24 protein-coding genes are annotated in these 25,075 nt (G+C 73.3%); 13 read left to right on the top strand and 11 right to left on the bottom strand.

The features are described 5' to 3' along the window. Nucleotides 1-5 precede the first annotated feature (5 nt). Both K1X13_RS14810 and K1X13_RS14805 read right to left on the bottom strand, forming a co-directional pair. Nucleotides 6-1,610 (bottom strand): GAF domain-containing sensor histidine kinase, encoded by a 1,605-nt coding sequence (locus tag K1X13_RS14810; RefSeq protein WP_221025788.1) that lies wholly within the window; start codon nt 1,608-1,610, stop codon nt 6-8. A 16-nt stretch (nt 1,611-1,626) separates the two neighbouring features. Continuing rightward, nucleotides 1,627-2,067: a pyridoxamine 5'-phosphate oxidase family protein gene (locus tag K1X13_RS14805; RefSeq protein ID WP_221025787.1), complete on the bottom strand. Its 441-nt coding sequence runs from the start codon at nt 2,065-2,067 to the stop codon at nt 1,627-1,629. A gap of 164 nt (nt 2,068-2,231) precedes the next feature. Here K1X13_RS14805 and K1X13_RS14800 point away from each other — a divergent pair, with 164 nt between their 5' ends. Then, on the top strand, nt 2,232-2,663 hold the full coding sequence (locus tag K1X13_RS14800; RefSeq protein WP_221025786.1) for a universal stress protein: 432 nt from the start codon (nt 2,232-2,234) through the stop codon (nt 2,661-2,663). Nucleotides 2,664-2,668: 5 nt separating this feature from the next. Next, on the top strand, nt 2,669-4,120 hold the full coding sequence (locus tag K1X13_RS14795; protein ID WP_221025785.1) for a DUF6544 family protein: 1,452 nt from the start codon (nt 2,669-2,671) through the stop codon (nt 4,118-4,120). Between the two features lie 13 nt (nt 4,121-4,133). Here K1X13_RS14795 and K1X13_RS14790 read toward each other — a convergent pair whose 3' ends face one another. Continuing rightward, complete coding sequence (locus K1X13_RS14790) at nt 4,134-4,739, bottom strand: TetR/AcrR family transcriptional regulator (RefSeq protein ID WP_221025784.1); 606 nt, start codon at nt 4,737-4,739, stop codon at nt 4,134-4,136. 72 nt (nt 4,740-4,811) lie between these two features. Between K1X13_RS14790 and K1X13_RS14785 the strand changes: the two genes are divergently transcribed. From K1X13_RS14785 to K1X13_RS14760, 6 genes are read left to right on the top strand one after another with little or no spacing between them, the layout of a single operon-like run. Further along, complete coding sequence (locus K1X13_RS14785; RefSeq protein WP_221025783.1) at nt 4,812-6,362, top strand: flavin-containing monooxygenase; 1,551 nt, start codon at nt 4,812-4,814, stop codon at nt 6,360-6,362. After that, entirely contained in the window at nt 6,359-7,204 is an 846-nt protein-coding gene (locus tag K1X13_RS14780) for an SDR family NAD(P)-dependent oxidoreductase (protein WP_221025782.1), read from the top strand. Before K1X13_RS14785 ends, K1X13_RS14780 begins: the two co-directional genes overlap by 4 nt. A 30-nt stretch (nt 7,205-7,234) precedes the next feature. Then, nucleotides 7,235-8,239 carry a YihY/virulence factor BrkB family protein gene (locus K1X13_RS14775; RefSeq protein ID WP_221025781.1) on the top strand — a complete coding sequence of 335 codons (1,005 nt, stop codon included), beginning with the start codon at nt 7,235-7,237 and terminating at the stop codon, nt 8,237-8,239. A gap of 19 nt (nt 8,240-8,258) precedes the next feature. Next, nucleotides 8,259-8,774, top strand: coding sequence for a DUF402 domain-containing protein (locus tag K1X13_RS14770; protein WP_221025780.1), 516 nt, complete (start codon nt 8,259-8,261; stop codon nt 8,772-8,774). A 2-nt stretch (nt 8,775-8,776) separates the two neighbouring features. Next, a complete protein-coding gene (locus K1X13_RS14765) occupies nt 8,777-9,061 on the top strand; it encodes an acylphosphatase (protein ID WP_308249566.1) in 285 nt (94 codons plus the stop codon). Between the two features lie 2 nt (nt 9,062-9,063). After that, complete coding sequence (locus K1X13_RS14760) at nt 9,064-9,588, top strand: 2'-5' RNA ligase family protein (protein ID WP_221025778.1); 525 nt, start codon at nt 9,064-9,066, stop codon at nt 9,586-9,588. Between the two features lie 10 nt (nt 9,589-9,598). Here K1X13_RS14760 and K1X13_RS14755 read toward each other — a convergent pair whose 3' ends face one another. Next, nucleotides 9,599-10,921 carry a threonine/serine exporter family protein gene (locus K1X13_RS14755; RefSeq protein WP_221025777.1) on the bottom strand — a complete coding sequence of 441 codons (1,323 nt, stop codon included), beginning with the start codon at nt 10,919-10,921 and terminating at the stop codon, nt 9,599-9,601. Between the two features lie 159 nt (nt 10,922-11,080). Here K1X13_RS14755 and K1X13_RS19735 point away from each other — a divergent pair, with 159 nt between their 5' ends. Further along, nucleotides 11,081-12,487, top strand: a complete 1,407-nt coding sequence (locus K1X13_RS19735; RefSeq protein WP_221025776.1) for a M1 family metallopeptidase — start codon at nt 11,081-11,083, stop codon at nt 12,485-12,487. A gap of 290 nt (nt 12,488-12,777) precedes the next feature. Here K1X13_RS19735 and K1X13_RS14745 read toward each other — a convergent pair whose 3' ends face one another. Genes K1X13_RS14745 through K1X13_RS14730 form a run of 4 tightly spaced genes read right to left on the bottom strand, consistent with a single transcriptional unit; the run spans nt 12,778 to nt 19,047 of the window. Next, the gene (locus tag K1X13_RS14745) at nt 12,778-15,933 is read right to left on the bottom strand and encodes an ATP-binding protein (RefSeq protein WP_221025775.1); all 3,156 of its coding nucleotides are present in this window, start codon (nt 15,931-15,933) and stop codon (nt 12,778-12,780) included. Nucleotides 15,934-15,967: 34 nt separating this feature from the next. Beyond that, nucleotides 15,968-17,185: an NAD(P)/FAD-dependent oxidoreductase gene (locus K1X13_RS14740; protein WP_221025774.1), complete on the bottom strand. Its 1,218-nt coding sequence runs from the start codon at nt 17,183-17,185 to the stop codon at nt 15,968-15,970. Nucleotides 17,186-17,190: 5 nt separating this feature from the next. Beyond that, nucleotides 17,191-18,447 carry an NAD(P)-binding domain-containing protein gene (locus tag K1X13_RS14735; protein ID WP_221025773.1) on the bottom strand — a complete coding sequence of 419 codons (1,257 nt, stop codon included), beginning with the start codon at nt 18,445-18,447 and terminating at the stop codon, nt 17,191-17,193. Between the two features lie 30 nt (nt 18,448-18,477). Beyond that, the gene (locus K1X13_RS14730; RefSeq protein WP_221025772.1) at nt 18,478-19,047 is read right to left on the bottom strand and encodes an OsmC family protein; all 570 of its coding nucleotides are present in this window, start codon (nt 19,045-19,047) and stop codon (nt 18,478-18,480) included. Between the two features lie 172 nt (nt 19,048-19,219). On the opposite strand from K1X13_RS14730, the gene K1X13_RS14725 reads away from it, so the two are divergent. Continuing rightward, nucleotides 19,220-19,840: a GNAT family N-acetyltransferase gene (locus K1X13_RS14725; protein ID WP_221025771.1), complete on the top strand. Its 621-nt coding sequence runs from the start codon at nt 19,220-19,222 to the stop codon at nt 19,838-19,840. Then, nucleotides 19,813-21,489 (top strand): bifunctional AfsR/SARP family transcriptional regulator/alpha/beta hydrolase, encoded by a 1,677-nt coding sequence (locus K1X13_RS14720; protein ID WP_221025770.1) that lies wholly within the window; start codon nt 19,813-19,815, stop codon nt 21,487-21,489. The genes K1X13_RS14725 and K1X13_RS14720 overlap by 28 nt, the downstream gene beginning before the upstream one ends. 13 nt (nt 21,490-21,502) lie before the next feature. Here K1X13_RS14720 and K1X13_RS14715 read toward each other — a convergent pair whose 3' ends face one another. Next, a complete protein-coding gene (locus K1X13_RS14715) occupies nt 21,503-21,925 on the bottom strand; it encodes a MaoC family dehydratase (RefSeq protein WP_221025769.1) in 423 nt (140 codons plus the stop codon). 181 nt (nt 21,926-22,106) lie between these two features. Between K1X13_RS14715 and K1X13_RS14710 the strand changes: the two genes are divergently transcribed. Both K1X13_RS14710 and K1X13_RS14705 read left to right on the top strand, forming a co-directional pair. Continuing rightward, entirely contained in the window at nt 22,107-22,802 is a 696-nt protein-coding gene (locus K1X13_RS14710; RefSeq protein ID WP_221025768.1) for an AzlC family ABC transporter permease, read from the top strand. Continuing rightward, entirely contained in the window at nt 22,799-23,119 is a 321-nt protein-coding gene (locus K1X13_RS14705) for an AzlD domain-containing protein (RefSeq protein ID WP_221025767.1), read from the top strand. Before K1X13_RS14710 ends, K1X13_RS14705 begins: the two co-directional genes overlap by 4 nt. Here the strand turns inward: K1X13_RS14705 and arcC are convergent. Together arcC and argF are read right to left on the bottom strand one after the other, a co-directional pair. Beyond that, nucleotides 23,097-24,071, bottom strand: coding sequence for a carbamate kinase (arcC, locus tag K1X13_RS14700; protein WP_221025766.1), 975 nt, complete (start codon nt 24,069-24,071; stop codon nt 23,097-23,099). The two genes, K1X13_RS14705 and arcC, sit on opposite strands and share 23 nt — an antisense overlap. 1 nt (nt 24,072) lies before the next feature. Further along, the gene (argF, locus tag K1X13_RS14695; RefSeq protein WP_221025765.1) at nt 24,073-25,074 is read right to left on the bottom strand and encodes an ornithine carbamoyltransferase; all 1,002 of its coding nucleotides are present in this window, start codon (nt 25,072-25,074) and stop codon (nt 24,073-24,075) included. Between the last annotated feature and the right edge of the window lies 1 nt (nt 25,075).

The following is a 25,075-nucleotide window of genomic DNA, read 5'->3' as shown; positions in this document are numbered from 1 at the left end:
GCCGCTCAGCCCAGCGGGACCCTCCACTCCAGGACGGTCCCGCTCGGCTCCTCCGGCATCAGCCGCAGGGACCCTCCGCGGTCGGCCGCCCGGCGCCGCGCGTTGCGCAACCCGCTCTCCTGCCGGTCCTCGGGAAGCCCCCGGCCGTTGTCGGCGATCCGCAGCAGCAGCTCCCGGTCCTGGACCGCGACCTCGATCACCGCCGCATCGGCCTCCGCGTGCCGGGCCACGTTGGAGAGCCCCTCGCGCAGCACCGCGAGCAGCTGCTCCGAGGTCTCCTTCGGCACCGCCGTGTCGAGCGGGCCGGAGGTGCGCACCATCGGCGTGAAGCCGAGTACCGGGACGTACTCCTTCACCAGGGCACGTACGTCCGCGCGCAGGGACAGCTCGTGCCCGTGCTGGAGCTCGAAGATCGTCGAGCGGATGTCGCGGATGGTCACGTCGAGGTCCTTCACCGCGCTGTCGATCCGCTCGGCCACGTCCTGGCTGGTGGCCATCCGCCGCGCCCCCTGCAGCTGGAGGCCGGTCGCGAACAGCCGCTGGATCACCAGGTCGTGCAGGTCGCGGGCGATCCGGTCGCGGTCCGTGACCAGCATCAGCTCCTGCCGGTCGGAGATCGCCTGCGCCCGGTCGAGGGCCAGCGAGGCCTGGTCGGCGAACGACGAGAGCAGCTCCGCCTCGTCGGCCTCGAGCGGGCCCCGGCCCCCCTCGAGCACCGCGAGCAACACTCCCTGGGTGGCCAGGTGGGCGCGCAGCGGCACGATGACCACCGTGGCCTCGTCGCCCTGCGGGACGACCACCACGTCGGCCTCGTCCTCCGCCCCGGCGATGTGCCGCTCCATGGCCCGCACGTACGTCTCCACCTCCCCGCTGCGGATCCCGTCGGCGGCTGCGATCTCGTGCTCCACGCCGCCGTCACGACGCCGTACGACGGCCACCGCCGACGCCCCGGCCACCCGGCGGGCGCTGATCGCGATCTGGCGCAGCGCGTCGTCGACCCGGATCGGGGGCTGGAGCGCGTCGCTGATCTGCGCCGACGCCTCGAGCCACTGGCGCTGCCGCTCGCTCTGGGAGTAGGCGCGGGCGTTCTCGATCACGAAGCCGGCCGCCTTGGCGAGCACCTCGACGAGCTCCTCGTCACCGGAGTTGAAGTCCTCGCCACCGGCCTTCTCGGTCAGGTAGAGGTTGCCGAAGACTGTCCCCCGGATGCGCACGGGGACGCCGAGGAAGCGCTCCATCGGGGGGTGGTGGGCCGGGAAGCCGTAGGACTGCGGGTGCTCCTGGAGGCGGTGCAGGCGCAGCGGCTCGGGGTGGTCGATCAGCAGGCCGAGGATCCCGTGCCCCCGCGGGAGCGCGCCGATCGCCTGCCGCTGGGCGTCGGTGAGGCCGTAGGTGATGAAGTCGACGAGCGTGCCGCTGCTGCCGAGCACGCCCAGCGCGCCGTACCGCGCCTGGGTGATCTCACAGGCGGAGGCGACGATCCGGTTCAGCACCGTGTGCATGTCGAGGTCGGAGGAGATCGCCACCACCGCGTCGAGCAGTGCCCGGGCGTTGCGGGGCAGGTCGAGCCCCTCGACGGTCGCATCCTGGACGGTCCCGTGGTCGCTCATGCGACCAGCCTAGGGGTCAGAGCGCGCGGCGTACCGGCATCATCGAGCCCCGGGACCAGTCCCCGCCGATCCTGCGTCCGGTGAGGTCACGCCAGCGGATCTTGACGTACAGGTGCCGGCGGCCGCCGGCCCAGGGGGTCGGGTCCCAGTGGGAGCGGATGTCGGCCAGCTCGTCGGGATCCTCGATCAGCGAGGACCGCCCGATGGCGACCACGCTCCAGCCCTGGTGCTTCTCGTAGTCGATGTGGTCGACCTCGAAGGCCAGGTCGGTGTTCCAGCCATAGGTGCCGAGCTCGCTGTACGGCGTGGTCCGGAAGACGATCTGGTCCTCGTACATGGCGTAGTTCACCGGGACGATCCGCGGGCCCATCGGTGTGGACATGGCCACACGCCCAAGAACCCCCGCGTTCAGCAGCTCCAGACACTCCTCGAGTGTCAGCTCGACCGGCTCCGCCATCTCGACCTCCTTCAGACACCTCCCATGATCCGGTCGGAGCAGGCTCGCAAACACGGGTCTAAGGTCCCGGTCCGGACGTCCGTTGCGCCCTTATCGCCCCTCTGTCGACCACCGCACGATGGACACAGGAATCGAGCACGCTCTGGAACCGGGAGGCACCACCCATGGCAACCATGGAGCGCATCGTCGTGGGCGGGGACCACACCCCCTCGGCCACCTCCGCCCTGCGCTGGGCCGTCCAGGAGGCGGCGGTGACCGGCGCGGCGGTCGTCGTGGTCCACGCCTTCGACCGGACCGACCGAGCCGACCTGCTTCTCGAGAAGGACCTGGCCCGAGCCCGGCGCAATGCGCGCTACCGCACTCAGTCGTGGGTGGTCGAGGTCCTCAGCGACCTGCACGTCGAGGTACCGGTGATCGTCTCCACCCCCGACGGGACCGTCGAGGACGCGCTGGCGGAGGCCGCGCAGCACGCCCGGATGGTGGTCGTCGGAGCCGCCGAGGGTCGCCGCTACCGCGACCTCGCCACCGCACTGGCCGCGCGGTGCGCCTGCCCCGTGATCACCGTGACCGGCGACCGCGTCGCCCTGCCGGGGTGAGTCCGATGTCGGTCCGTCCGCCGCCCACGGCACGGGTCGACCACGACCTCGCGCCGCTCTTCAGCCAAGGTCCTCGCGCGCTCCGGCGCAGCTGGCTCCTCGCCACCACCGTGGGCGAGACCCTGGGCTTCACCGTCCCCGTGCTGGTGGTCCTGCTGGCCCTGGACCTGCCCCCGCTGGCCTTCCTGGCCGTGACGGTGGCCGCAGGGGCGGGTGAGGGGCTCCTGCTCGGGGCCGCGCAGGCGTTCGTGCTGGGCCGGGAGTTCCTCGGGTTCTCCCGACTGCGCTGGGTGGTGGCGACCGCGGCCGGCGCGTCGTTCGCCTGGCTGGTCGGCATGCTGCCGAGCACGTTCTACGACACCTGGCGCGACTGGCCGGTGGCGCTCTCCGTCTCCCTGGGCGTCGTGCTCGGGCTCCTGCTGCTGTGCTCCATCGGCACGGCCCAGTGGGTGGTGCTCCGCCACCACGTGGAGCGGGCCGGCTGGTGGGTGGTGGGCAACGCGGTCGCCTGGCTGCTCGGCCTCGGGGTGCTGCTCGCGGTCGTCATGCCGCTGTGGCACGAGGGCCAGCCTGCCGCCCTGGTCGTCGGCATCGGCGTCGCCGGAGGCCTGGCGATGGCGCTCGCGGTGGCCTGGACCACCGGGCTGGTGCTGGCCCGACTGGTGCGGCCGCACCGGCCGGGCGGGCGCAAGGGGGGCCGCCCGCCGGACACGGTGCCGCGCGACGAGTGGACGGCGCTGGGCGAGCCCACCGACGGCTTCCGGGTCTTCGACCCCTCCCTGGTGGAGGCCCTCCCCGAGCCCGTGCAGCGCTGGCTGCTGCACAGCATCGTCCCCGGCACGTCCCTGCTCACCGCGGTCGAGGTGGACAGCATCGGGCAGATCCGGCTGGGACGCTCCTGGCACGGCTTCCGCGCACGGCAGCGCAGCTCGCTGCGCGGCGGCTTCGTGTGGGCCGCCAGCACCCGCGTGCTGGGCCTCCCGCTGAACGGTTTCGACCGGTGGACGCGCGGCACCGGCGAGATGCGGTGGCGGCTGCTGCACCGCCTGCGGGTGATGTCCGCGGACGACGTGACGGTCACGCGCAGCGGGGCCGGACGGCACGCCGCCGAGCTGCTGGTGATGCTTCCGGCGGTCGCCCTCGACCCGTCGGTGCGCTGGGAGCCGGTCGACGACGTCCGCGCCAAGGCTCACCTCCGGGTCGGCGACGACGACCAGTCCGTCACCGTGACCGTCGGTCCGACGGGGCGGTTGCGCCAGGTCGAGCTGCTGCGCTGGGGCACCCCGCCCGGGTCCGGCTACGGCCTGCACCGGTTCGGGGCCGTGCTCGACGACGAGCGGCTGATCGACGGCTACCGGGTGCCCACCACGGTGACCGCCGGCTGGCACTTCGGCACCGGGCGCTGGAACGACGGCCGGTTCCTGCGCTGCCAGGTCGTCCGGTGCAGCTTCCGCTGACCGCGGCCGTCGCTCAGCTCGAGCCGTTCGGGGGCTGAGCCGTGGGCGCGAGAACGGCCGGCAAGGCGGCGGCGAGCAGGGACAGCAGCTCGTCCTTGGACAGCTGCTGGTCGGGCACCCAGGCGATCACGGCCTCCTCGACCATCGCGGCCCAGCCGTTGGTGAGCAGGCGGACGGCGGGGGTGTCGTCCAGGCCGTACTCCCCCAGGCTCTCGAAGATCCGCCCGGTCAGCGCGGTCCGCGCGTCCTCATAGATCTCGCGGAGCAGCTGGTCGCCGCTGGCCGCACCCCGCACGAGCGAGGTGTAGGGCTCGAAGTGGTGCTCGACGTAGTCGACGTACGCCGCCAGCGCCGCGGTCAGCCGGCTGATCGGGTCGAGTGTCTCGTCGGGGACGGTGACCGCGATCAGGTCGTCGGCGGCGCGGCGTACGACGGCGCGGTGGAACTCCTGCTTGTTGCGGAAGTAGTGGTACAGCAGGCCACGCGAGATGCCCGCCTCCTCGGCCAGCACGTCGATCGACAGCTCATCGAGGGACCGGGTGCCGAGGAGCTGGACACCGAGGTCGAGCAGCTGCTCGCGTCGGGTGTCCGGGCTGAGCCGGACGCGGGTGTGGCTCATGCCCCCACCTTACTGAACTCCGTTCGACAACGCTATTGACCCTTGTTCAATACCGTCGGTATGGTCCTCGGCATGGACACCACGACTCCGACCTCCCCGGGCCTGCCCGACCACGTCCGCGTGCTCGTCGTCGGCGCCGGCTTCGGCGGTCTCGGCATGGCGATCCGGCTCGCCGAGCACGGCGAGCAGGACTTCCTCGTGATCGAGCGCGGCGACGACGTCGGCGGCACCTGGCGCGACAACACCTACCCCGGCGCCGCCTGCGACGTCCCCTCCCAGCTCTACTCGTTCTCCTTCGCGCCGAACCCGGACTGGTCGCGGTCGTTCTCTCCCCAGCCCGAGATCCAGGCCTACCTGCGGCGGGTCGCGGAGCGCTCGCAGGTGATGGACCGGTTCCGGTTCGGCACCTCGGTCGACGACGCCACCTGGGACGCCGAGCGCCACCGGTGGCGCGTCACCACCAGCGCCGGCGCCCTCACCGCCGACGTCGTGGTCTCCGCCGCCGGCGCGCTCTCGGACCCGAAGATGCCCGACATCGAGGGCATCGACACCTTCCAGGGCGAGGTCTTCCACTCCGCCCGGTGGAACCACGACTCCGACCTCACCGGCAAGCGCGTCGCGGTGATCGGCACCGGGGCCTCATCCATCCAGATCGTCCCGGAGATCGCCGGCAAGGTCGCCCACCTCGACGTCTACCAGCGCACCGCGCCGTGGGTCGTCCCGCGCCGCGACCGCGCCTACACCCGTCTCGAGCGGCTCGCGTTCCGGCACGTCCCGGGGCTCCAGAAGGCCTACCGCACCGCGATCTACTGGGGCCGCGAGGCGCTCGTGCCGGCCTTCACCGTGAACCCGAAGCTGGCCATGCCCGCGAAGAAGGCCGGCCTGGTCAACATCCACCGCGGCATCAAGGACCCCGCGCTGCGCGAGAAGGTCCGGCCGACCTTCGAGATCGGCTGCAAGCGGATCCTGCTCTCCAACGACTACTACCCCGCCCTCGACCGCGACAACGTCGACCTGGTCACCGACGGGATCGCCAAGGTCACCGGCAACGCCGTGGTCACCCGCGAGGGGGTGGAGCGCGAGGTCGACGTGCTGGTGGTCGCCACCGGGTTCCACACCACCGACCTGCCGATCGCCGAGCGGATCACCGGCCGCGACGGCGAGACCCTCGCGGCGCAGTGGGAGCGCGAGGGGATGTCGGCGTACAAGGGCGCCACCACCCACGGCTTCCCGAACCTGTTCTTCCTCGTCGGTCCCAACACCGGCCTCGGGCACTCCAGCATGGTGTTCATGATCGAGTCGCAGATCGCCTACGTGGTCGACGCGCTGCGCGAGATGACCGCTCGCGACATCGACACCGTGGAGCCCAAGCCGGCCGCGCAGAAGCGGTGGAACCGCGACATCCAGCGCCGGATCCGGCGCACCGTGTGGAGCGCCGGCGGATGCTCGAGCTGGTACCTCGACGCCCACGGCCGCAACGTCACCCTGTGGCCGCGCACGACGTTCACCTTCCGCCGGCTGACCCGTCGCTTCGACGCCGGGAAGTACCTCACCACGGCGCGGACCCGCACCTTCGACGACACCGCCGCCGCCCTCACCGAGAAGACGGAGCAGCCCGCATGAAGACCCTCGACGACAAGGTGGTCGTGATCACCGGCGCCGGCTCCGGCATCGGCCGGGCGCTGGCCCTGAACGCCGCCACCCGCGGCGCCGTCCTGGCCCTCTCCGACAAGGACGAGGTCGGCCTGCTGGAGACCGCCGAGCTCGCCCGCGCCCATCACGCCCGCGACGTCCACGCGGACAAGGTCGACGTCGCCGACCGCGCAGCGATGCGCGAGTACGCCGCCTCGGTCCGTGCCGACCTCGGCCGGGTCGACGTGCTCGTCAACAATGCCGGGGTCGCCCTGCACGGCGACTTCGAGGAGACGTCGTACGAGCAGCTCGAGTGGGTCATGAACGTGAACTTCTGGGGCGTCGTGCACGGCAGCAAGGAGTTCCTGCCGCACCTCATCGAGAGCGGCGACGGGCACCTGGTGAACATCTCGAGCCTGTTCGGCCTGATGGGGATGCCCGGCCAGTCGGCGTACAACGCCTCGAAGTTCGGGGTCCGCGGCTTCACCGAGGCGCTGCGCACCGAGATGCTCGTCGCCAGGCACCCGGTCCAGGTCTCCTGCGTCCACCCCGGTGGGATCAAGACCGCGATCGCCCGCAACGCGCGCACCACCGCCGCGCACGACCAGCAGACCGTGGCCGACTTCTTCGACCGGAAGCTGGCGAGGACCACCGCCGAGAAGGCCGCCCAGGTCATCGTCGAGGGGGTCCTGGCGGGGAGGCCGCGGATCGTGGTCGGAGCCGACGCCAGGCTGCTCGACGCCTGGGTCCGCCTGGTCGGCGCGCGCTACCAGTCCGGTGTGGCCCGGGTCGCCGGCAAAGTCGTGCCGAAGAGCGACCGCCGGGGCTGTTAGGCACGAGCCGGGGCGGGGTACGACACAGGTATGTCCAACCCAGCCACCCATGGCACCGACCCCTCCCGCGACCTCGACCGGGACTACCCGGGCGCGCACGCCAGCCAGCCCCGTGAGATCCCCCGAGGCGGCTGGGTCCAGGTCGTCAAACGGGCCTGGGCGGAGTCGAAGACCGACCAGGTCCCGCTGCTCGCGGCCGGCGTGGCCTTCTTCTCGTTCCTCTCCCTCTTCCCGGCGATGATCGCCGCGGTGATGGTCTACGGGCTCGTCGCCGACCCGCAGACCGTCGCCCGTCAGGCCGAGGAGCTCGCGAAGGTCCTGCCCGCCGACGCCGCCTCGCTGATCACCCAGCAGATGGAGGCGATCATCTCCACCCCCCAGCAGTCCCTCGGGCTGGGCCTGATCATCGCCCTGGTGCTCGCCCTGTGGAGCGCCTCGGGCGGCGTCGGCAACGTGATCACCGCGATCAACGCCGCCTACGACGAGGAGGAGACCCGGGGCTTCGTCAAGCGCAAGGCGCTCGCGCTGGGGCTGACCTTCGGCGGGATCCTCTTCGCCGTCGTCGCGGTCACGCTGATCGCGGTCGCCCCGGTCCTCCTCGACGAGTTCTTCCCCAGCGGCATCATCCGGGTGCTGCTCGAGGCGGCCCGCTGGATCGGGCTGCTCGTGGCCGTCGCCGTCGCGCTCGCGGTCCTCTACCGGATCGCCCCCGACCGGGACGCGCCGAAGATGCACTGGGTGTCGGTGGGCGCCGCCGTGTCCACCGTGGTGTGGCTGGTCGCCTCGCTGGGATTCTCGCTGTACGTCGACAACTTCGGCAGCTACGGCAAGACCTACGGCGCCCTGGCCGGCGTCGTGGTCCTGATGCTGTGGCTGTGGATCAGCGCCTTCGTGGTCCTGCTCGGCGCGGAGATCAACGCCGAGGCGGAGCAGCAGACCGTCACCGACACCACGGTCGGCTCCCCCGCGCCGCTCGGCGAGCGCGGCGCGTACAAGGCGGACTCGCTGCCCGGAGACGCCGACGACCGCCGCTGACCTTTCGTAGGATGCGCTCGTGAGCGCGGTCCGGGTGGTCTTCGGCAAGTGGGGTGAGCAGCCGCACTGGGAGTACGACGCCGTCCGGCTCGGCGCCGACGACCACGGGCTGTGGCTCGGGCTGCCCGAGGGCACCTCGATGACCCGGCCCGGGGCGCGGTTCACGACCACGGAGCCGCAGGTGGTACTCGTCCCAGCGGGCGCGGGCTACGTCGCCACCTTCTTCGGGCCGGGCGGGCGGGCGCCCTGCCACACCTACGTCGACATCACCACCGTCCCGGCCGTCGCCGACGGCGCCGTCCGGATGGTCGACCTCGACCTCGACGTGATCCGGGGCTGGGCCGGCCGGGTCTGGGTCGACGACGAGGACGAGTTCGCCGACCACCGGGTCCGGTTCGGCTACCCCGCCGCGCTCGTCGACCACGCGGTCACCACCTGCGAGGACGTCCGCCGGGCGGTGGAGCGGCGCGAGGGCCCCTTCGACCACGCGACCGCGGGGCGATGGCTCGACGTGCTGCGAGAGTCCATGATGTGAGGGTGGACCCGAACAGCCGCGTCGCGCGCACCGTCGTGGTGCACGGCCGCGTCCAGGGCGTGTTCTTCCGCGACACCTGCCGACGCGAGGCGGAGACGGCGCGGGTGGCCGGCTGGGTCCGCAACGAGCCGGACGGGTCGGTCGCGGCGCTGTTCGAGGGGCACCAGGACGCCGTACGCGCGATGGTCGACTGGTGCCGCAGCGGACCGCCGAGCGCCCGGGTCTCGCGGGTCGAGGTCACCGAGGTCGAGCCCACCGGGGCCGCCGCGTTCGAAGTGCGATTCTGACCATGGCGCTCGCGGTGTGCCTGATGTTCGATGCACGGGGCGACCACGCGGTGCGCCAGCTGTGGCAGCACCTCGAGGACGTCGGGGTCCCCACGCTGCTCAGCCACACCCACGGCCGGCACGTCCCGCACCTGTCGTACGCCGTGCTCCGCACCTACGACCTCGAGAAGGTCGTCGACACCCTCGGCCTGCTGCCCGACGAGGGCCCGATGACGCTGCACTTCGACGCGCTCGGGATGTTCCGCCGGAGCCGCACCTGGCTGGTCCCCGCGGTCACCTCCGACATCGCGGCACGGCAGGAGCGGGTGGTCCAGGCGGTGGAGTCGACCGGGGCGGACCTGCACCGGCACTACCGGCCGGGGGTATGGGTGCCGCACTGCACGCTGACCCCGCGCACCCGGCTGGACCAGCTGACCACGGTGGCGTCGGCGGTGTACGACGTGCTGCCGATCGTGGCGACGGTGGACCACGCCGTGCTCATCGACACGAGCACCGGGGCGCAGTACCCGCTGGAGAACCTCCCCTGAGCCTTCGGGCTCAGACCTTCTGCCTGCGCACCGCACGCGCGCGGATCGGACCGACCAGGCGGGGCCCGGAGAGCCGGTCCTCGAGGCGGCGGACCTCGCGCTTGAGCGGCTGGGCGATGTACTCGCCGAGGATGACGCCGGAGGCGAGCGAGATCGCGATGGCCATCGCGGTGGCGATCGAGACGATGCCGCTGCTGTCGCCGACCGACATCAGCGAGAGCCCGCGGTAGATGGAGAGACCGGGCAGCAGCGGCACGATCGCCGGCACCACGACCACGAGCGGCGGCACCCGGACCCGGCCGGCGACCGCGTAGCTGGTCACACCGATCACGATCGCGGCACTGGCCGCGGCCCAGGCCGGACCGGACTGGTCGCTGAGCCCGTAGAAGATCACCTCGCCGAGCCCCGCGATCATCGCGATCGGCAGCAGCGAGCGGACCGGGGCGTAGGAGGCGAAGGCGAACGCGGCCGCGCTGAGCCCGGCCCCGAAGGTCATCACCGGCAGGTAGGACCAGCCCGCGGCACCCGGGTCGAGCTCGCCGAGCTCCACGCCCATCATCGTGCCGACCGTCAGCCCGCCGCTCACCCCGGCGATGATGCCCGCGGTGGCCAGCATGGCCTCGAGGATCCGGGCGCCCGAGGTGATGTAGAAGCCGGTCAGCGCGTCCTGCACCGCCCCCATGAAGCCGACCCCGGCCAGCAGCATGATGATGCTCGCGGTGACCACCAGCGACGGGTCGACAGGCAGGTCGGTCGCCGCGGTGAGCACGGCGAGCAGCGTGGCGAGCAGGCCACCGGCCACCTGCTGGTAGAAGGCGGGGAGCCGGCGGCGGGACATCCGCTTCTTGAGCAGGTCGATGCCGCAGGCGGCGAGGAAGGCGATGCCGACCACGATCAGGTCACCGCCGAGGAGGAAACCGATGCCGGCCCCGGTGACGCCCCAGCCCAGCGTGACCGCCCAGCGGGGCAGCCGGTGTCCGGACGAGATGATCTTGGCCAGCCGGCGGCGGGCCTCGTCGCGGTCGATCTCGCCGCTCAGCACGTCCTGGATCAGGATGTCGACCTGGGTGAGGTCCTCGTAGTCGATGTCGCGGTGCCGGACGTTGCGGACCTGGATCAGCGCCGGGTCGTCGAAGCTCTCCTGGTAGCTCATCTGGAGCGCGGTGAACGTCACGTCCACGTCGATGCCGCGCAGCCCGAGGCCGTGCGCGAGGGAGAGCATGGTGGCGGTGACGTCGGCCGCGCCGGCGCCCGAGGACAGCAGGACCTCGCCGACCCTCAGCGCGAGGTCGAGCGTCTTGTAGATCTCCCTGGTCTCCGGCACGGCGTCCATTGTGGTCGTGCCGGACGGGGCCCATCCAGCCAGGAACCGGCCGTACGGGGGTGTCGTTCCTCACGTCCCCGCTCGGTTCGCCAGGCCCGCGCCCCGGCCTTAGCCTGGGTTCGTTCCTCGTCCTCTGTCCCGGAGATCTTCCCCGTGCACTCACGTCCCGTGTCCCGCGCCCTCACCTCGACGGCTGTGGCCCTGACCCTCCTGGGCCTGTCCGGCGGCTCCGCCGGGGCGCTGGAGCCGACCGGCTCCCCCGGGTCCACGGGCTCCGGCGACTCGATCCTCCCGGCCTGGGGCAACGGCGGGTACGACGCTCGGCACTACGACATCGACCTCTCCTGGCGGGCCGACTCCCGCACGGTCGACGCGAGGACCACCGTGACCGCGGTGGCCACGCAGAACCTGTCCCGCTTCAACCTCGAGCTGCGCGGCTTCGCCGTGGACGGCGTGACCGTGAAGGTCGGCGACGTACGGCAGCCCGCCACCGTGCGCCGCGACGGCGCCGAGATGACCGTGGACCCGCCGGTCGACATCGCCAAGGGGCAGACCTTCCAGACGACGGTCAGCTACTCCGGCAAGCCCTCGGCCCGGGTCAGCCAGCAGCTCGGCAAGACCGGCTGGCTCTCCACCTCCGACGGCGCGACCGCCCTGTCCGAGCCGCTCGGCTCCGAGACGTGGTTCCCGGTCAACAACACGATCCGCGACAAGGCGACGTACGCCATCGACGTCGAGGTGCCGAACCGGCTGATGGCCGCCTCGAACGGCAGGTTCGCGGGTCGCGACGTCGGGGACACCCGCACCACCTGGAAGTGGCGCGAGGCCGACCCCATGGCGCCGTACCTGCCCACCGTCTCCATCGGCAGGTACCGCATGTTCCGCAGCGCGATGGACCACGGCCGGATCCCCCTGGTCACCTTCGTCGACACCAAGCTCGGGCGGCAGGCCGAGGCCCGGCGCACGCTGCCCCGCGTGATCAGGTTCCTCGAGCGCACCTTCGGCCGCTACCCGTTCCAGTCCTCGGGGATGGTCATCGACCGGATCGACGTCGGCTACGCGCTCGAGACGCAGAGCCGCCCGGTCATGCCGTTCCGCGCGCCGAGCTACCTGATCACCCACGAGATCGCCCACCAGTGGGTCGGCAACTCGGTGACGCCGCGGGACTGGAAGGACATCTGGCTCAACGAGGGCTTCGCGACGTACACCGAGTGGATGTGGGACGCCGAGCGCTTCGACAAGCCGGCCACCCCGCAGCGGCAGTTCGACTTCCTGTACGAGATCTACGGCCCGAAGTCGGGCTTCTGGAAGACCCCGCCGGCGAACCCCGGCTCGGTGAACAAGCTGTTCGCGCTCCCGGTCTACAACCGCGGCGCGATGGCGCTGCAGGCGCTCCGGATGCGGATCGGCAGCCACGACTTCCTGACCGTCCTGCACCGCTGGGCCCAGCAGAACGCCGGGCGCACCGTGACCACCGGTGACTTCAAGAAGCTCGCCGAACGGGTCTCCGGCCGGCAGCTCGACGGGCTGTTCCGCACGTGGCTCTACGTCCCCGAGAAGCCGAAGGGCTACTGAGCGAACGGGCCTGCGGACCCGGCTGACGGCGTACGGCGTCCCCCCGCGGGGCGACAGGCGACCCGCGCCACACCACTCGCTCGGATCGTTGACAGATCAACAGGTGCGCACCGTCGCAAATCGCGCTTAAGTGGGGGTCGACCGCCAACGCGGCCTTGACCAGTACGAGTCGAGCAGGTCCCGGAGTCACGCACACGGGGCGGTGCCTGCCGACGACATGACGGTTGGGGTCGTGCGGGCGGTCTCCACATGTCCGGGTGCTCACCGCGCGCCGCTGCGGTGGGACTGGTTCAGGCCCCCGTACGGGCCACCTCGGCGCCCCGCCGGGCGCGGGCGCAGCGCTCCGCGTCGAGGGGGTGTCCGGAGGCGGCGAAGAGCCGGCCCGCCTCGTCGAGCATGGCCTCGGACTCCATGGTCCGGCCCTCGGCGCGGGCCAGGTGGGCGCGGGCCTCGAGCACGGCCGCGTCCCAGGCGCTTCCGTCCCAGCGGGCCGCCGACGCCTCGGCCACCGCCAGGTGCCGGCGCGCGCCCGCGAGGTCGTCGACGGCGGCGCAGGCGATGCTGGCCGGCACCGCGAGCATCACGTCGCAGAAGGGGCACGCGTCGGTCTCCCCCATCGTGGCCTCCGCCTTGTCCACCGCGGCCCGGGCCGCCCACGGGTCGGGCGCGGCGGCGATCATCGTCCCGTAGATGCGCTGGAGCAGGTGCATGCCGATCACCGACCACCGGGCCAGCGGCAGCGCACGCTGGAGCAGCCGCTGCGCCCCCTCGCGATCGCCACGGGCCAGCCGGACCTCGGCCAGCCGCTGGAGGCTGTGCGCCTCGCCGGCGGACGCGTCGGCGTCGCGGTGCAGGTCGACCGCCTCCTGCAGCTCGCGCTCGGCCAGGTCGAGGTCGCCCATCAGCAGCGCCGCCTCCCCGATCAGGGCGGTGGCGAAGGCGACGCCGCGCAGGGCGCCGAAGTGGGACGCCCGGCGGCGCAGTCCCTCGGCGAGCTCGATCACCTCCGGGTACGGGACCGGCCCGTAGAGCAGGTACTCGGCGACGCACAGGTGGGCGTCGAACAGGGCGGTGGCCAGCCCGGCGCTGCCCTGGGTACGCCGCAGCTCCAGGCGGAACCGCTCGAACCACTCGCCGCGCTGGTGCGCGATCAGCCCCTGCAGCGCGATGAGGTCGACGTAGTGCCAGGGGTCGTCGGGGGTCAGCAGGATCCGACGGGCGGCGGAGGCCGCGTCCCAGGCGGCGTCGACGTCGCCGGTGAAGTAGGACAGGTTCCCCCGCGCCAGCAGGATCGGCCCGTCGGCGGCGTCGCCCTCGAGCTCGAGGCCCGCCAGGGCCGCGCGCGCCGTGTCGAAGTCCCCGCCGAAGCAGGCCGCGCGCGCGAGCCTGGCCCGGACCAGTCGCTGCCGGGTCCCCGAGGTCACCGGGACCGCCTCCCGGTAGGCGCGGACCGAGTCGGGGTCGCCCAGCGCCATGAGGAGGTCCCCGCGCCGCGCCAGCAGCCGGGCCAGGTCCTCGCCGGTGGCGTGCGCCCGGACGGCGTCGACCAGGGCCAGCGCGTCCCGGTAGGCCCCCAGGGCACCGGCTGTCTCCACCGCCGGGAGCACGTAGGGGATCGCCCGCTCCGGCTGCCCGGCGGCCAGGAACTGGTGGGCCACCCGGGCCGGGGCGGCGCCGAGCCCCGCGAGCCGCTCGGCGACCTGCTGCCGCGCCGCGGCCCGCTCGTGCACGGGCACCGAGCCCAGCAGCCCCTCGCGGACCAGCGCGTGGCGGAACCGGTAGCCGGTGTCGGCCGGCTCCACGACGAGTGCCGTCAGCGCGACCTCCAGGTGCCCGTACGCCTCCTCCTCGTCCACCCCGGCGACGGCGAGCAGCTCGTCGGTGGTGAAGGCCGACCCGAGCATCGCAACGCGGGCGAACGTGCGCCGCACCGCGCGGGGCAGCGCCGCCCCCACGCCGGCCGCGCCGACGCTCGCCGGCCGACCCTCGACCTCCGCGCGCGCCAGCTCGAGCGCGGTGAAGGGGAGGCCGCCGCTGAGGTCCCAGATCCGGTCGGCGGCCTCCTCGTCGAGGGCGGGGAACCGCTGCGCCAGCAGGCGTCGCGTGGCGGCCCGCCCCAGCGGGGCCAGCTCCACCCGGCTCCCGATGCCCCGGCTCACCAGGCTGGCCTGCATCTCCTCGAGGGCCTCGCCCCCGCCGGTCCGGTGCGCCAGGGCCAGCACCGCCCGCTCGTCCAGCGCGCAGCGGGCGAGGTAGTGCAGCAGCCGCAGCGAGGCCTGGTCTGCCTCGTGCAGGTCGTCGACCACGAGCAGCAGCCCGTGACCTGCCGAGGCGAGGCGGAGCAGCTCGGCGGCGGCCACGAAGAGCCGCTGGTGCGCCGACTCGCCGCTCCAGCTGACCTCGCGCGCGGACAGGGCGCGGTCGAGCTCGTGGCGGTAGTTGTCGTCCAGCCCGTCGAGCAGGGACGGGTGCCTGCGACACAGGTCGCCGAGCGCCTCGAGCACCGGGGCGTAGGGCCAGGAGCCCTCGATCGCGGAGGCGCTGCCGCGTCCGGTCCGCCACCCGCCACGGTCGGCGAGCGCGACGGCCAGGTCGAGCACCGAGGACTTGCCGACCCCGGGCGGTCCGGTGACCAGCACGGTGCTCCCCCGGCCCGTGTCGGCCCGGACCAGCCGTTCCCGGAGGAGGTCGCCGACGTCGCGCCGGCCGACGAGCCGGTGCCCGCCCGTGGGAGCGGGGGCCGCCCGTGCCGGGGTGGCGGGCGCTTCGAGCAGCGACCGTCGCAGCGCCTCCGCCGCCGGGCCCGGTGCGGTGCCCAGCTCGCGGCGCAGGGCCTGGTCCATCCGCTCGAGCTGGCGCAGTGCTGCGCGCACGTCGCCGCGGTCGACGTACGCCTGGGCGACCGCGAGGTGCGCCTGCTCGTCGGCCGGGTCGTCCTCGAGGAGCTCCTCCCACCGCCCGGTGCGGCGGAGCAGCTCCACCCGCAGCGCCGTGAGCGACTGGCGGGGCTCCTCGGTCCACGGCTCGTAGACGTCGTCGGGCAGCAGCGGACCGGCGTACGCCGCCAGCGCGCTCCGTCCGCGCTCGACGGACGCCTCGGCCAGCGCCGCCTCGGCCTCGGCGCGGAAGGCGACGGCGTCGACGACGACCTCGGCGTCCGGCAGCAGGGTCACGAGGTCGTGGCGGAGCACCAGCGTGTGGGCCTGCTCGCCGAACGCGCGGCGCGCGTAGTGGGCGGCCTTGTGCAGCCGGGGCCCGGCGGCGTCGAGGGAGAGGTCGGGCCAGAGGGCGTCGACCACCTGCTCCCGGTGCAGCCGCCGGCCGCGGGCCAGGGCGAGCAGCTTGACCAGGCCGGCCGCGTGGCGGCGGCTCCAGGCGTCGTCCGGTACGGCGACGTCGTCGACCGTCACCGAGAATCCCCCGAGCATGTCGATGCGCACGTGCATGCGGAAGGCCCGATCTCGATGGAACGACGTCACGTTACTCCCGGGCGAGGGCCCTGTCAGGTCGGATGCCCGGGGCGATTCCGGCGCTTTCGTGGCGAACCGGGAGCCCTTCGAGCGTCTCCACCTCGTCGGTCATCGCCGAGCTGACCTCCCGCAGGAGCCGGCGCACCGTGAGCAGGTCCCAGTCGTAGGCCGCGATCCTCTCGGTGGCCTCGAACAGCCGGCGTGAGAGCGCGTCGCGGCGAGCCTGGTAGCCGGCCAGCGCCACGTCCTCCGGCACCGCTCCCGCCGCCGCCTCGACGACCGCGTCGGCGAGGAGCTCCGCGTCGCGCAGGGCGTCGGTGATCCCGTGGGCGGTGATCGGGTCCTTGAAGTAGCCGGCGTCGCCGACCAGCGCCCATCCCGGCCCCCAGGACCGGCGCACGAACCCCGGGACCCTGCCCCACCCGTGCATCCGTCCGGTGGGCTCGGAGGCCCGTAGCCGGGACACGTGGTCCGGCGCGGCGACGGCGAACAGCGAGTCGAACGCCGCCTCCGCGCCACCACGGCGCAGCGTCCGCATCCGCTCGGGCGTGGTGGAGACGAAGACACAGGTCAGACCGTCGTTGGTCGGGATCATCCCCGCCGCCGTCCCGGGGCCGTAGGCCCACTCGTAGCCGGCGGCGTCCACGCCCGCGTGGTAGCGGTAGAGCACTGCCCCGGCCGACGTCCCCCTCCGCTCGACAGCGGCCCGGACCTCGTCGGCCACGACCGAGCGGATCCCGTCGGCACCGACGATGAACCGGCTCCGCAGCACGCGGGGGGTGCCCTGCGGGTCGCTCAGGCGGACCCCGGCGACCCGCCCGTCGTCCGCCTCGAGCAGGCCGGTGACGGTGACGCCGTGGTGCACCTCGGCGCCGGCCGCGGCCGCCGCGTCGACGAGCATCCGGTCCAGCAGGTGCCGGCGGGGCGCGTACAGCGCGTCGACTCCCGGGCTCGGCCGGATCGAGACCTGCACGGAGTCGCCGTCCGCGTAGTGGAAGAGGGTCCGCCGGACGGGCGGTGTGCCGGCGGCGACCAGGTCCGGCAGGACCCCCCACCGGGACAGCTGGAGGACGCCGGCGCGCATCAGGCCGTGCGTGGACACGGTGTCGCTGCCGTAGGCGGCGCGGTCCACGAGCGCGACCCGGAGGCCGGCCCGCGCGAGCAGCAGGGCGGTGGAGGCGCCGGCGACGCGGGCGCCGACGACGACGACGTCGTACGTGGTGGTCATGGTGGTCACCTCGGGGTGGGGTCGAGAGGGCGGCCGGAGGCCAGGTGGGTGACGACGGACTCGGCGTCGTGCCGGGCGCCGTCGATGAAGCCGGAGTCGCGGCGGTGCTGGAACCGCTGGCCGACCACGTAGAGGCCCGGCGCCGGCGTGACCCCCCGGTGCTGCCGGATCACGCCGTCGTGCCCGGTGACGGGCACGCGGAGCCAGGGGTGGTCCGGGCGGTAGCCGGTGGCCAGCAGGACCGTGCCGATGCCCTCGGCCCTCAGGTCCAACCGGGTCGGGACGCGGTGCACCGCGAAGGGCCGAGGGCGCAGCGGCTCCCAGACCTCTGGGCCGAGCCCGGCGGCGTCCACGTGGGCGTCCACCGCGTCGAGGAACCGGTGCATCCGCGCGTCGGACTCGGCGACCGCCGCCGGGAGGCTGTCCTCGAACGAGGCGACGCCGCCGGAGACCGCGCGGAGCCGGCCGGTGACGCGGACGCCCCGGCCCGCCAGCGCGGCGAGGTCCAGGTCCTCGGCGGACCGGTCCGGCTCGTTGCGCCCGACCAGCTGGAGCGACGGCTCGTTGCGTGCGGCCGCGGGGTCGCGGACCTCGTCGATGGTGCGAGCGAGGCGACCGGTGCGCTCGAGCCACCAGAAGACGTCGAGCCCCCGGTAGCGCCGCGGCATCCGGGTGTGCCGGCCCGCGGCGAGCACGACGCGCCGTCCGGCGCGGGAGAGCTCGTCGGCGATCTGCACGCCGGAGGACGAGGCCCCCACCACGAGCACGCCGCCGTCGGGCAGGGCGCCGGGGTTGCGGTAGCGCGACGCCGTGGTGAGTACCAGGCCGGACCCCTCCAGGTCGATCCCGGCGGGCACCCGCGGCCGTCCCCAGGGGCCGGTGGCGACCACGACGTGCCGGGTCGCCCAGGTGCCCTGGTCGGTGGTGACCCGGTAGCCGCCTGCGCACGCGGTGACGGCCAGGACGGTGGTCCCGGTCCGCACCGGCGCCGCGAAGGAGGCGGCGTACCGCTCGAGGTGGGCGACCAGGTCCGCGACCGCCATGTACGCCTCGGAGTCCGGCCCCGGGTAGTGCCACCCGGGCAGCCGGGTCATCCAGTTGGGGGTGAGCAGGTGCAGGGAGTCCCACCGCTCGGTGCGCCACCGCTCGGCGACCCGCCCGCGGTCGATGACCACGTGGTCGCGGCCGGCGTCGGTGAGCAGGCGGCTGACCGCCAGTCCGGCGTGGCCGGCCCCGATGACGACGGTGTCTGTGGTGAGCATGATGGTGGGCCTCCCTGACTCGCCCGGGGGTCAGCCGGCGACGACCTCGACGGACACCGGGGTGGGGTTGGTGAGTACGTCGTAGACGGCGGAGCGCCGACGTGACTGCTCGACGATCCCGCGCAGGGTCTCGGCGTCCGCGTCGCCCTCGACGTGGAAGGTCACCTTGATCCCCTGGTAGCCGTTACGCACGGCCCCGTCGGACAGGCCGAGGATGCCCAGCAGGTCGATGTCCCCCTCGACCGTCGAGCTGACCCGGGTCAGGTCCACGCCGCGGGCGGCGGCGATGTTCGCCACCCCCGCGGTCAGGCACGCCGCCAGCGCGTGCAGCAGGTACTCCACCGGCGTCGGGCCGTGGTCCTGGCCGACCAGCACGGCCGGGTGGTCGGCGTCGAGGACGGTCTCGTGCTCGTGCGCCATCTCCTGCATCGCGCCGTAGAAGCCGGAGATCCGCGACCGGCTGTGCGTGCCGCTGACCCAGGTGTTCTGCGCACGGAACTGGAACTTGGCGATGTCGTTCTGCCCCTTGACCGCGTCGAGGGTGGCGAACAGGGTCGCGGTGTCCACTCCGTTGCGGCTGGGCTGTGCGGTGATGCTCATGGTTCCTCCATCGGTTGTGCCGCTCTCTGCGGCAGCTGTTGGTCGATGCCGAGGAAGCTATGAGGCCCGCCTTCCGTGGGCCTTCCTCCCGGGTGGGTGCCGGGGGAAGACCGGGGGAAGGAACGGCGCCGACGGTGGCGAGGTCAGTCCCGACCACGCCCCGGAGGACGTCGTGTCCCACCTCCAGCAAGCCCGCCCCGACGCGCGTCACGAGGAAGGCCGGACCGCGGTCCGCCTCCGCGACGGAGCCCTCGCCACCCTCCGGCCCCTGGAACGCGGCGAGACCGCTCCCCTGCTCGCGGTCTTCGCGGGGATGTCCGCCGACGCGCGGGCCCTGCGCTACCTCACCGGGCTTCCCCGCCTGCCGCAGCCGATGATGTCGATGCTGTCCGACGTCGACGGCGACCGGCACGTCGCCTGGCTGGCCACCGTCGAGGACGAGCCCGCCGGCATCGCACGCTACGTGCGGCTGCCGGGGTGCCCGACCACCGCCGAGGTCGCCTTCGAGGTGGTCGACCACCAGCACGGCCGCGGGCTGGCGACCGTCCTGCTCGACGCGGTCACGACCGTCGCCGCGGCCCGCGGCGTGCGACGGGTCCGGGCTACCCTCCACCCCTCGAACACCCCGTCGAAGCACCTGCTGGCCCGCGTCGGCGCGGACACGCGGCTGGTCGACGGGCTGCTGGAGGCGGACGGGCCACTGCGGCTCCTGGAGCCTCCGTCGGTGGACCGGTCCGCGGTGGTCCGCCTGGCCTGCCGTCGCTCGTGGGACGTCACGCTCGACATCGGCTGAGAAGGCGGCACACTGGTCGCGGAGGGACCATCCGTGCTGGTTCGTGTACTGGGGGCAGTCGAGCTCGTCGCGAGCGGAGGCACCGCCGTCTCGCTTCCCCGCAGCCTGCCCTCCTCGCCGCCCTCGCGGCGCGCGCGAACGAGGTGGTGAGCACCGACCGCCTGGTCGACCTGCTGTGGGGCGACGACCTGCCGGCGAAACCCGAGGCGTCCCTGCACAGCGCCGTGTTCAAGCTGCGGGGCAACCTCCGTGCGGCCGGCGGCCGGGAGGTGCTCCTCACCCGCGACCACGGCTACCAGCTCGCGCTGCTGCCGGGGGACCTCGACGCCGAGCGGTTCACCGGCCTCGTCCGGGAGGCGCGGGACCAGCCGCCCGAGCAGGCGGCCGCCACCCTGGTGCAGGCGCTCGGCCTGTGGCGCGGGTCGGCGTACGCCGGCTTCGCCGACACCGAGGTCGCCTATCTCGCCGCGCTGGGCCTGGAGGAGGCACGCCGTACGGCGGTGGAGCGCCTGGGCCAGGCACTGCTGGCCTGCGGACGCGCCGGCGAGGTGATCCCGGTGCTGGAGCCGTTCGTCGCCGAGCATCCCCTGCGGGAGGGAGCCAGGGGCATCCTCATGCGCGCCCTGCACGTGGCCGGCAGGACCGCGGAGGCGCTCGACCAGTACCAGGGCTACCGGCGCCACCTGGGCGAGGAGCTCGGCCTCGAACCGTCCCCCGCCATGCGCGCGCTTCAGGTGGAGCTGCTGCGGCAGCCCGCCGTGCCGCCCCCGGCCGGGCGCGGTGGGCAGCACCCGGAGACGGTCCCGCCGGAGCCGGTCCGCCCGCGCGGACTGCCCGGTTTGCAGGTCCGCTACCTGCGCACGGACGCCGGCAACGTCCTCGCCTACGGGACGACCGGCACCGGGCCACCGCTGGTCGTGCTGCTCGGCTGGGTCTCGAGCCTCGACGTCCTCGCGTCCGGGCGCGACCCCCGGTCGTCGGTGCTGGAGCGTCTCGCCGGCAAGGTCTCCCTCACCCTGTACGACCGGGCCGGGACCGGCCTCTCCCCCGGCCCCGTGGCCGACTACGGGATGGAGGCCAGCGTCGAGGAGCTGGCCGAGGTCGTCCGGGCCGTCGGCTCACCGGTGTCACTGCTGGCCATGTCGGCGGCGGGCCCGGTCGCGGTCGCGCTCGCGGCACGCCGGCCCGGCTGGGTGACCTCGCTCGTGCTGTTCGGGACGTTCGCCGACGGCCCGGGGACCTTCACCGACAAGTCGCTGCGAGACATGGTCGTGGAGATCGCACGCAGCCACTGGGGCCTCGGCTCGAAGATGCTCGCGGACCTGTACCGGCCGGGCTCGAGCGACGAGGCCGCCTGGCACCTGGCCCGGGTCTTCCGCGACTCCGCCTCACCCGAGGTGGCGGCGGAGTACCTCGCCGCGATGTTCGACTACGACGTCACGGGCCTGCTCCCCTCCGTCCGTGCCCCGGCGCTGGTCCTGCACTACCGGGGCGACCGGCTGATCCCCTTCCACGGCGGCCAGGACCTCGTCGCGGGGCTGCCGCATGCGACCCTCGTCCCGCTCGACGGCAGGTCCCACCTGCCCGACGCGGCCGACCTCGACCAGGTGGAGCGGGCGGTCGTGGACCACCTCCACCGGCACACCTGAGGAGCCGGTGGCCTCACTCCACGGCGGCCGAGCCCTCGGCCACCACCGGGTCCCGCCAGACCACGGCGGTCCCGTCCAGGACGACCACGCCGGCCTGGTTGGTGATGGTGGTGGCGAGGGTGGTGACCGGCTTGTCCTCCCGCGTCTCGAGCACGCGCGCCTCCGCCGTGATCACGTCGCCCGGCCGCACCGGCGCCCGGAAGCTCCAGTCGACGCGCAGGAAGACGCTCCCCGGCCCCGGGAGCTGCTCGGCCACGAGCGCGTTGAGCAGCCCGCTGGTGACGCCGCCCTGGACGACGATGCCGCCGAATCGGCTGCCCGCGGCCAGGTCCGGGTCGTAGTGCAGCGGGTTGCGGTCACCCGTCAGCTCGGTGAAGAGCTCGATGTCGCGGGCCGTCACCTCCCGGGTACGCCGGGCGACGTCACCGACCTTCACCGGACACCTCCGCCCGTGCCGCGACGAACGACTCGACCTGGTTCGTGCTCATGCCGTCAGTGTCGAGCGGGCGTCTTCCCCGAACCTTCCCCAGGCGGTGACCGGCGGCAGGGCCGGCGAGAAGGAAGGCGGAAGCCGCCGCGTCGACACTCGACGAGTCAGCACAGCCGAGGAGGTCGAGATGAACCAGGTCGACGTCGTCACCCACCACCACGCGGACGTGTCCGCCGGGGTGCGGGCGATGGCCCCCATGCTCGTGGCCTACGCGCCGTTCGGGCTGCTGGTCGGAGGTGCGGTGGCCGCCAGCGAGAGTCCGAGGGCGGCGTGGCTGTCCACCTGGACGATCTACGGCGGGGCCGCGCACCTCGCGGTCCTCGACGTCCTCCAGCGCGACACCGGCGTCCTCGGTGCGGCCCTGGTGGGCCTGCTCATCAACGCCCGGATGATCGCCTACTCGGTCTCCCTCGCACCGCACTGGCGCGACGCGTCGGCCGGGTCGCGGGTCGCCGCCGCCGCGATGCTCACCGACGCCACCTGGGCGCTCGCCCGCAACCGTGACACCGCCGATCCCCGCGCCCGTCGCCGGTTCTACTTCGGCGCCGGGCTCACCCTGTGGTTCGGCTGGCCGCTGCTCGTCAGCCTCGGCGTGCTGGTCGGCGGGTGGCTGGACGGCGTCCCGGTCGCAACCCTGCTTCCCTCCTTGACTTTGGGGTCGCTGGTGGTGCCCCAGCTGCGGAGCCGCCCCGGCCTCGCCGCCGGTGTCGCCGCCACCGCGGTGGCGGTCGCGACCGTCTCCCTGGACGGCGGTGCCGCGATGGTCGCCGCCGCGGCCGCCGGGGTCACCGCGGCCGGGCTCGTGCACCGGAGGACGTCATGACCACCGTCGTCGCCCTGCTCCTCGTGGGCGTCGGCAGCGTGGCCTACCGGCTGCTGCCGCTGCTCGGTGCGGCCCGGGTGCCGGAGGCGGTCTCGACCGCCGCGGGCTGGGCGGGCATCTCGGTGCTCACCGCCGTCACGGTCCGGGGCGTGCTCAGCCACGAGGACGACTCGATCCCGTGGGCGGTGCCGGTGGCCCTCGTCTCCGTGGGCCTCGGCCTGGCCATGGCGGTGCGCGGCCGTCCGCCGCTGGTCGTGCTCGGCGTCGGCGCCGCCTGCTACCTGGTCCTGGCCGCTACAGCGGGCGCGCTCGGCTAGGCACCGGGCGGCTGGGGCTCAGGTCGTCCGGTCCGCCGTAGTGGCCGGCCGGCGTGACGATGGTGCCGGCCGTGCCGGCGACGATCGCCTCCGCGTCCTCGAGCCGTCCGATGGCGGCCATGTCCCCGGTCACCTCGACGAAGCGGCAGACCGCGTCCACCTTCGGTCCCATGGACCCCGCCGGGAACGACTCCCGCTGGAGGGCCGCGGGGGTGGCCCGCAGGATCGGCTCGGCGTCCGGCGTACCGAAGCCCCGGACGACGTGCGGGACGTCGGTGAGCACGAGCAGCGCGTCCGCCTCGAGCGCCTCCGCGAGGACCGAGCTGGTGAGGTCCTTGTCGACCACCGCCTCCACCCCTTCGAGGTGGCCCTGCTCGTTGCGGATCACCGGCACGCCTCCGCCGCCCGCACAGACCACGATCGCGCCGCTGTTCAGCAGCAGCCGGATCAGCCTGGTCTCCACCACACGCTGCGGCTTGGGCGACCCGACCACGCGGCGCCAGGACGTGCCGTCCTGCCGCACCACCCACCCGCGCACGGCGGCGAGCTCTCGTGCCTCGCTCTCGTCGTACACCTCGCCCACGAACTTCGTCGGGTTCCCGAAGGCCGGGTCGTTGGCCTCGACCAGGGTCTGGTTGATGATCGCGGCCACCTGCCGACCGGGCAGCGCGTTCTGCATGGCCTGGAGCAGCCAGTAGCCGATCATCCCCTGGGTCTGGGCACCCAGGACGTCGAAGGGGTACGGCGTGGTGAGGTGCGGGTCGGACGCGCTCTGCAGCGCCAGCACCCCGACCTGCGGACCGTTGCCGTGGGTGATCACGATCTCGTGCGTCTCGGCCAGCGGCGCCAGCGCCGCGACCGCACGCGCGACGTTCGCCTCCTGGACGTCGCTGTCGGGCTTCTCGCCCCGTTGCAGCAGCGCGTTCCCCCCGAGCGCGATGACGAGGCGCACCTCAGCCGCCGAGCGTCGCGACGAGCACGGCCTTGATGGTGTGCATCCGGTTCTCCGCCTGGTCGAAGACGATGGAGTGCTTGGACTCGAACACCTCGTCGGTGACCTCGAGCGCGGTCATGCCCGTCTTCTGGAACAGCTCCTCGCCGACCCTCGTGTGCCGGTCGTGGAACCCGGGCAGACAGTGCATGAACCTCACCTGCGGGTTCCCGGTCATGTCCAGCAGGTGGGTGTTCACCTGGTAGGGCCGGAGCAGGTGGATCCGCTCTTCCCACACCTCCGTCGGCTCCCCCATCGACACCCACACGTCGGTGTAGACGAAGTCGACGCCCTGCACCCCCCGCGCGACGTCGTCGGTCTGGGTGATCCGGGCACCCGTCTCGAGCGCGATGTCGTGAGCCTGCTTGACGACGGGCTCGTGGTTCCACTGCTCCCGGGGCGCGACGACCCGCACGTCCATGCCCATCATCGCGCCGGCGACGAGCAGCGAGTTGCCCACGTTGTTGCGGGCGTCGCCGAGGTAGGCGAAGGCGATCTCCTCGTCGTGCTTGTACGAGTGCTCGCGCATGGTCAGCATGTCGCAGAGCGACTGGGTGGGGTGCCACTCGTCGGTCAGCCCGTTCCAGACCGGGACGCCGGCGTACCGGGCCAGCGTCTCCACCTTCTCCTGCGCCGAGCCGCGGTACTGGATCCCGTCGTACATCCGGCCGAGCACCCGCGCGGTGTCCTCCATCGACTCCTTGTGCCCGATCTGGGACCCGCTGGGGTCGAGGTAGGTGACCCGCGCCCCCTGGTCGAAGGCGGCCACCTCGAACGCGCACCGGGTGCGGGTCGAGGTCTTCTCGAAGATCAGCGCGATGTTCTTGCGGGTCAGCCGCGGCTGCTCCGAGCCGGCGTACCTGGCCAGCTTCAGCTCGGCGGCGAGGTCGAGCAGGAACTTCCACTCCTTGGGCGTGAAGTCGACCTCCTTGACGAAGCTGCGGTTCCGCAGGTTGAAGGGCATG

The organism is Nocardioides jiangsuensis, assembly GCF_019679455.1.
GTDB lineage: Bacteria > Actinomycetota > Actinomycetes > Propionibacteriales > Nocardioidaceae > Nocardioides_C > Nocardioides_C jiangsuensis.
This window is presented reverse-complemented; position numbering and strand designations above follow the sequence as displayed.

Coding starts and splice junctions, on each gene's coding strand:
- K1X13_RS14760 (WP_221025778.1), top strand. CDS start 9,064: ATGGCGCTCGCGGTGTGCCTGATGTTCGATGCACGGGGCGACCACGCG.
- K1X13_RS14785 (WP_221025783.1), top strand. CDS start 4,812: ATGGACACCACGACTCCGACCTCCCCGGGCCTGCCCGACCACGTCCGC.
- K1X13_RS14735 (WP_221025773.1), bottom strand. CDS start 18,447: ATGCTCACCACAGACACCGTCGTCATCGGGGCCGGCCACGCCGGACTG.
- K1X13_RS14730 (WP_221025772.1), bottom strand. CDS start 19,047: ATGAGCATCACCGCACAGCCCAGCCGCAACGGAGTGGACACCGCGACC.
- argF (WP_221025765.1), bottom strand. CDS start 25,074: ATGCCCTTCAACCTGCGGAACCGCAGCTTCGTCAAGGAGGTCGACTTC.
- K1X13_RS14775 (WP_221025781.1), top strand. CDS start 7,235: ATGTCCAACCCAGCCACCCATGGCACCGACCCCTCCCGCGACCTCGAC.
- K1X13_RS14795 (WP_221025785.1), top strand. CDS start 2,669: ATGTCGGTCCGTCCGCCGCCCACGGCACGGGTCGACCACGACCTCGCG.
- K1X13_RS14790 (WP_221025784.1), bottom strand. CDS start 4,739: ATGAGCCACACCCGCGTCCGGCTCAGCCCGGACACCCGACGCGAGCAG.
- K1X13_RS14755 (WP_221025777.1), bottom strand. CDS start 10,921: ATGGACGCCGTGCCGGAGACCAGGGAGATCTACAAGACGCTCGACCTC.
- K1X13_RS14710 (WP_221025768.1), top strand. CDS start 22,107: ATGAACCAGGTCGACGTCGTCACCCACCACCACGCGGACGTGTCCGCC.
- K1X13_RS14810 (WP_221025788.1), bottom strand. CDS start 1,610: ATGAGCGACCACGGGACCGTCCAGGATGCGACCGTCGAGGGGCTCGAC.
- K1X13_RS14800 (WP_221025786.1), top strand. CDS start 2,232: ATGGCAACCATGGAGCGCATCGTCGTGGGCGGGGACCACACCCCCTCG.
- K1X13_RS14745 (WP_221025775.1), bottom strand. CDS start 15,933: ATGCACGTGCGCATCGACATGCTCGGGGGATTCTCGGTGACGGTCGAC.
- K1X13_RS14740 (WP_221025774.1), bottom strand. CDS start 17,185: ATGACCACCACGTACGACGTCGTCGTCGTCGGCGCCCGCGTCGCCGGC.
- K1X13_RS14805 (WP_221025787.1), bottom strand. CDS start 2,067: ATGGCGGAGCCGGTCGAGCTGACACTCGAGGAGTGTCTGGAGCTGCTG.
- K1X13_RS14780 (WP_221025782.1), top strand. CDS start 6,359: ATGAAGACCCTCGACGACAAGGTGGTCGTGATCACCGGCGCCGGCTCC.
- K1X13_RS14705 (WP_221025767.1), top strand. CDS start 22,799: ATGACCACCGTCGTCGCCCTGCTCCTCGTGGGCGTCGGCAGCGTGGCC.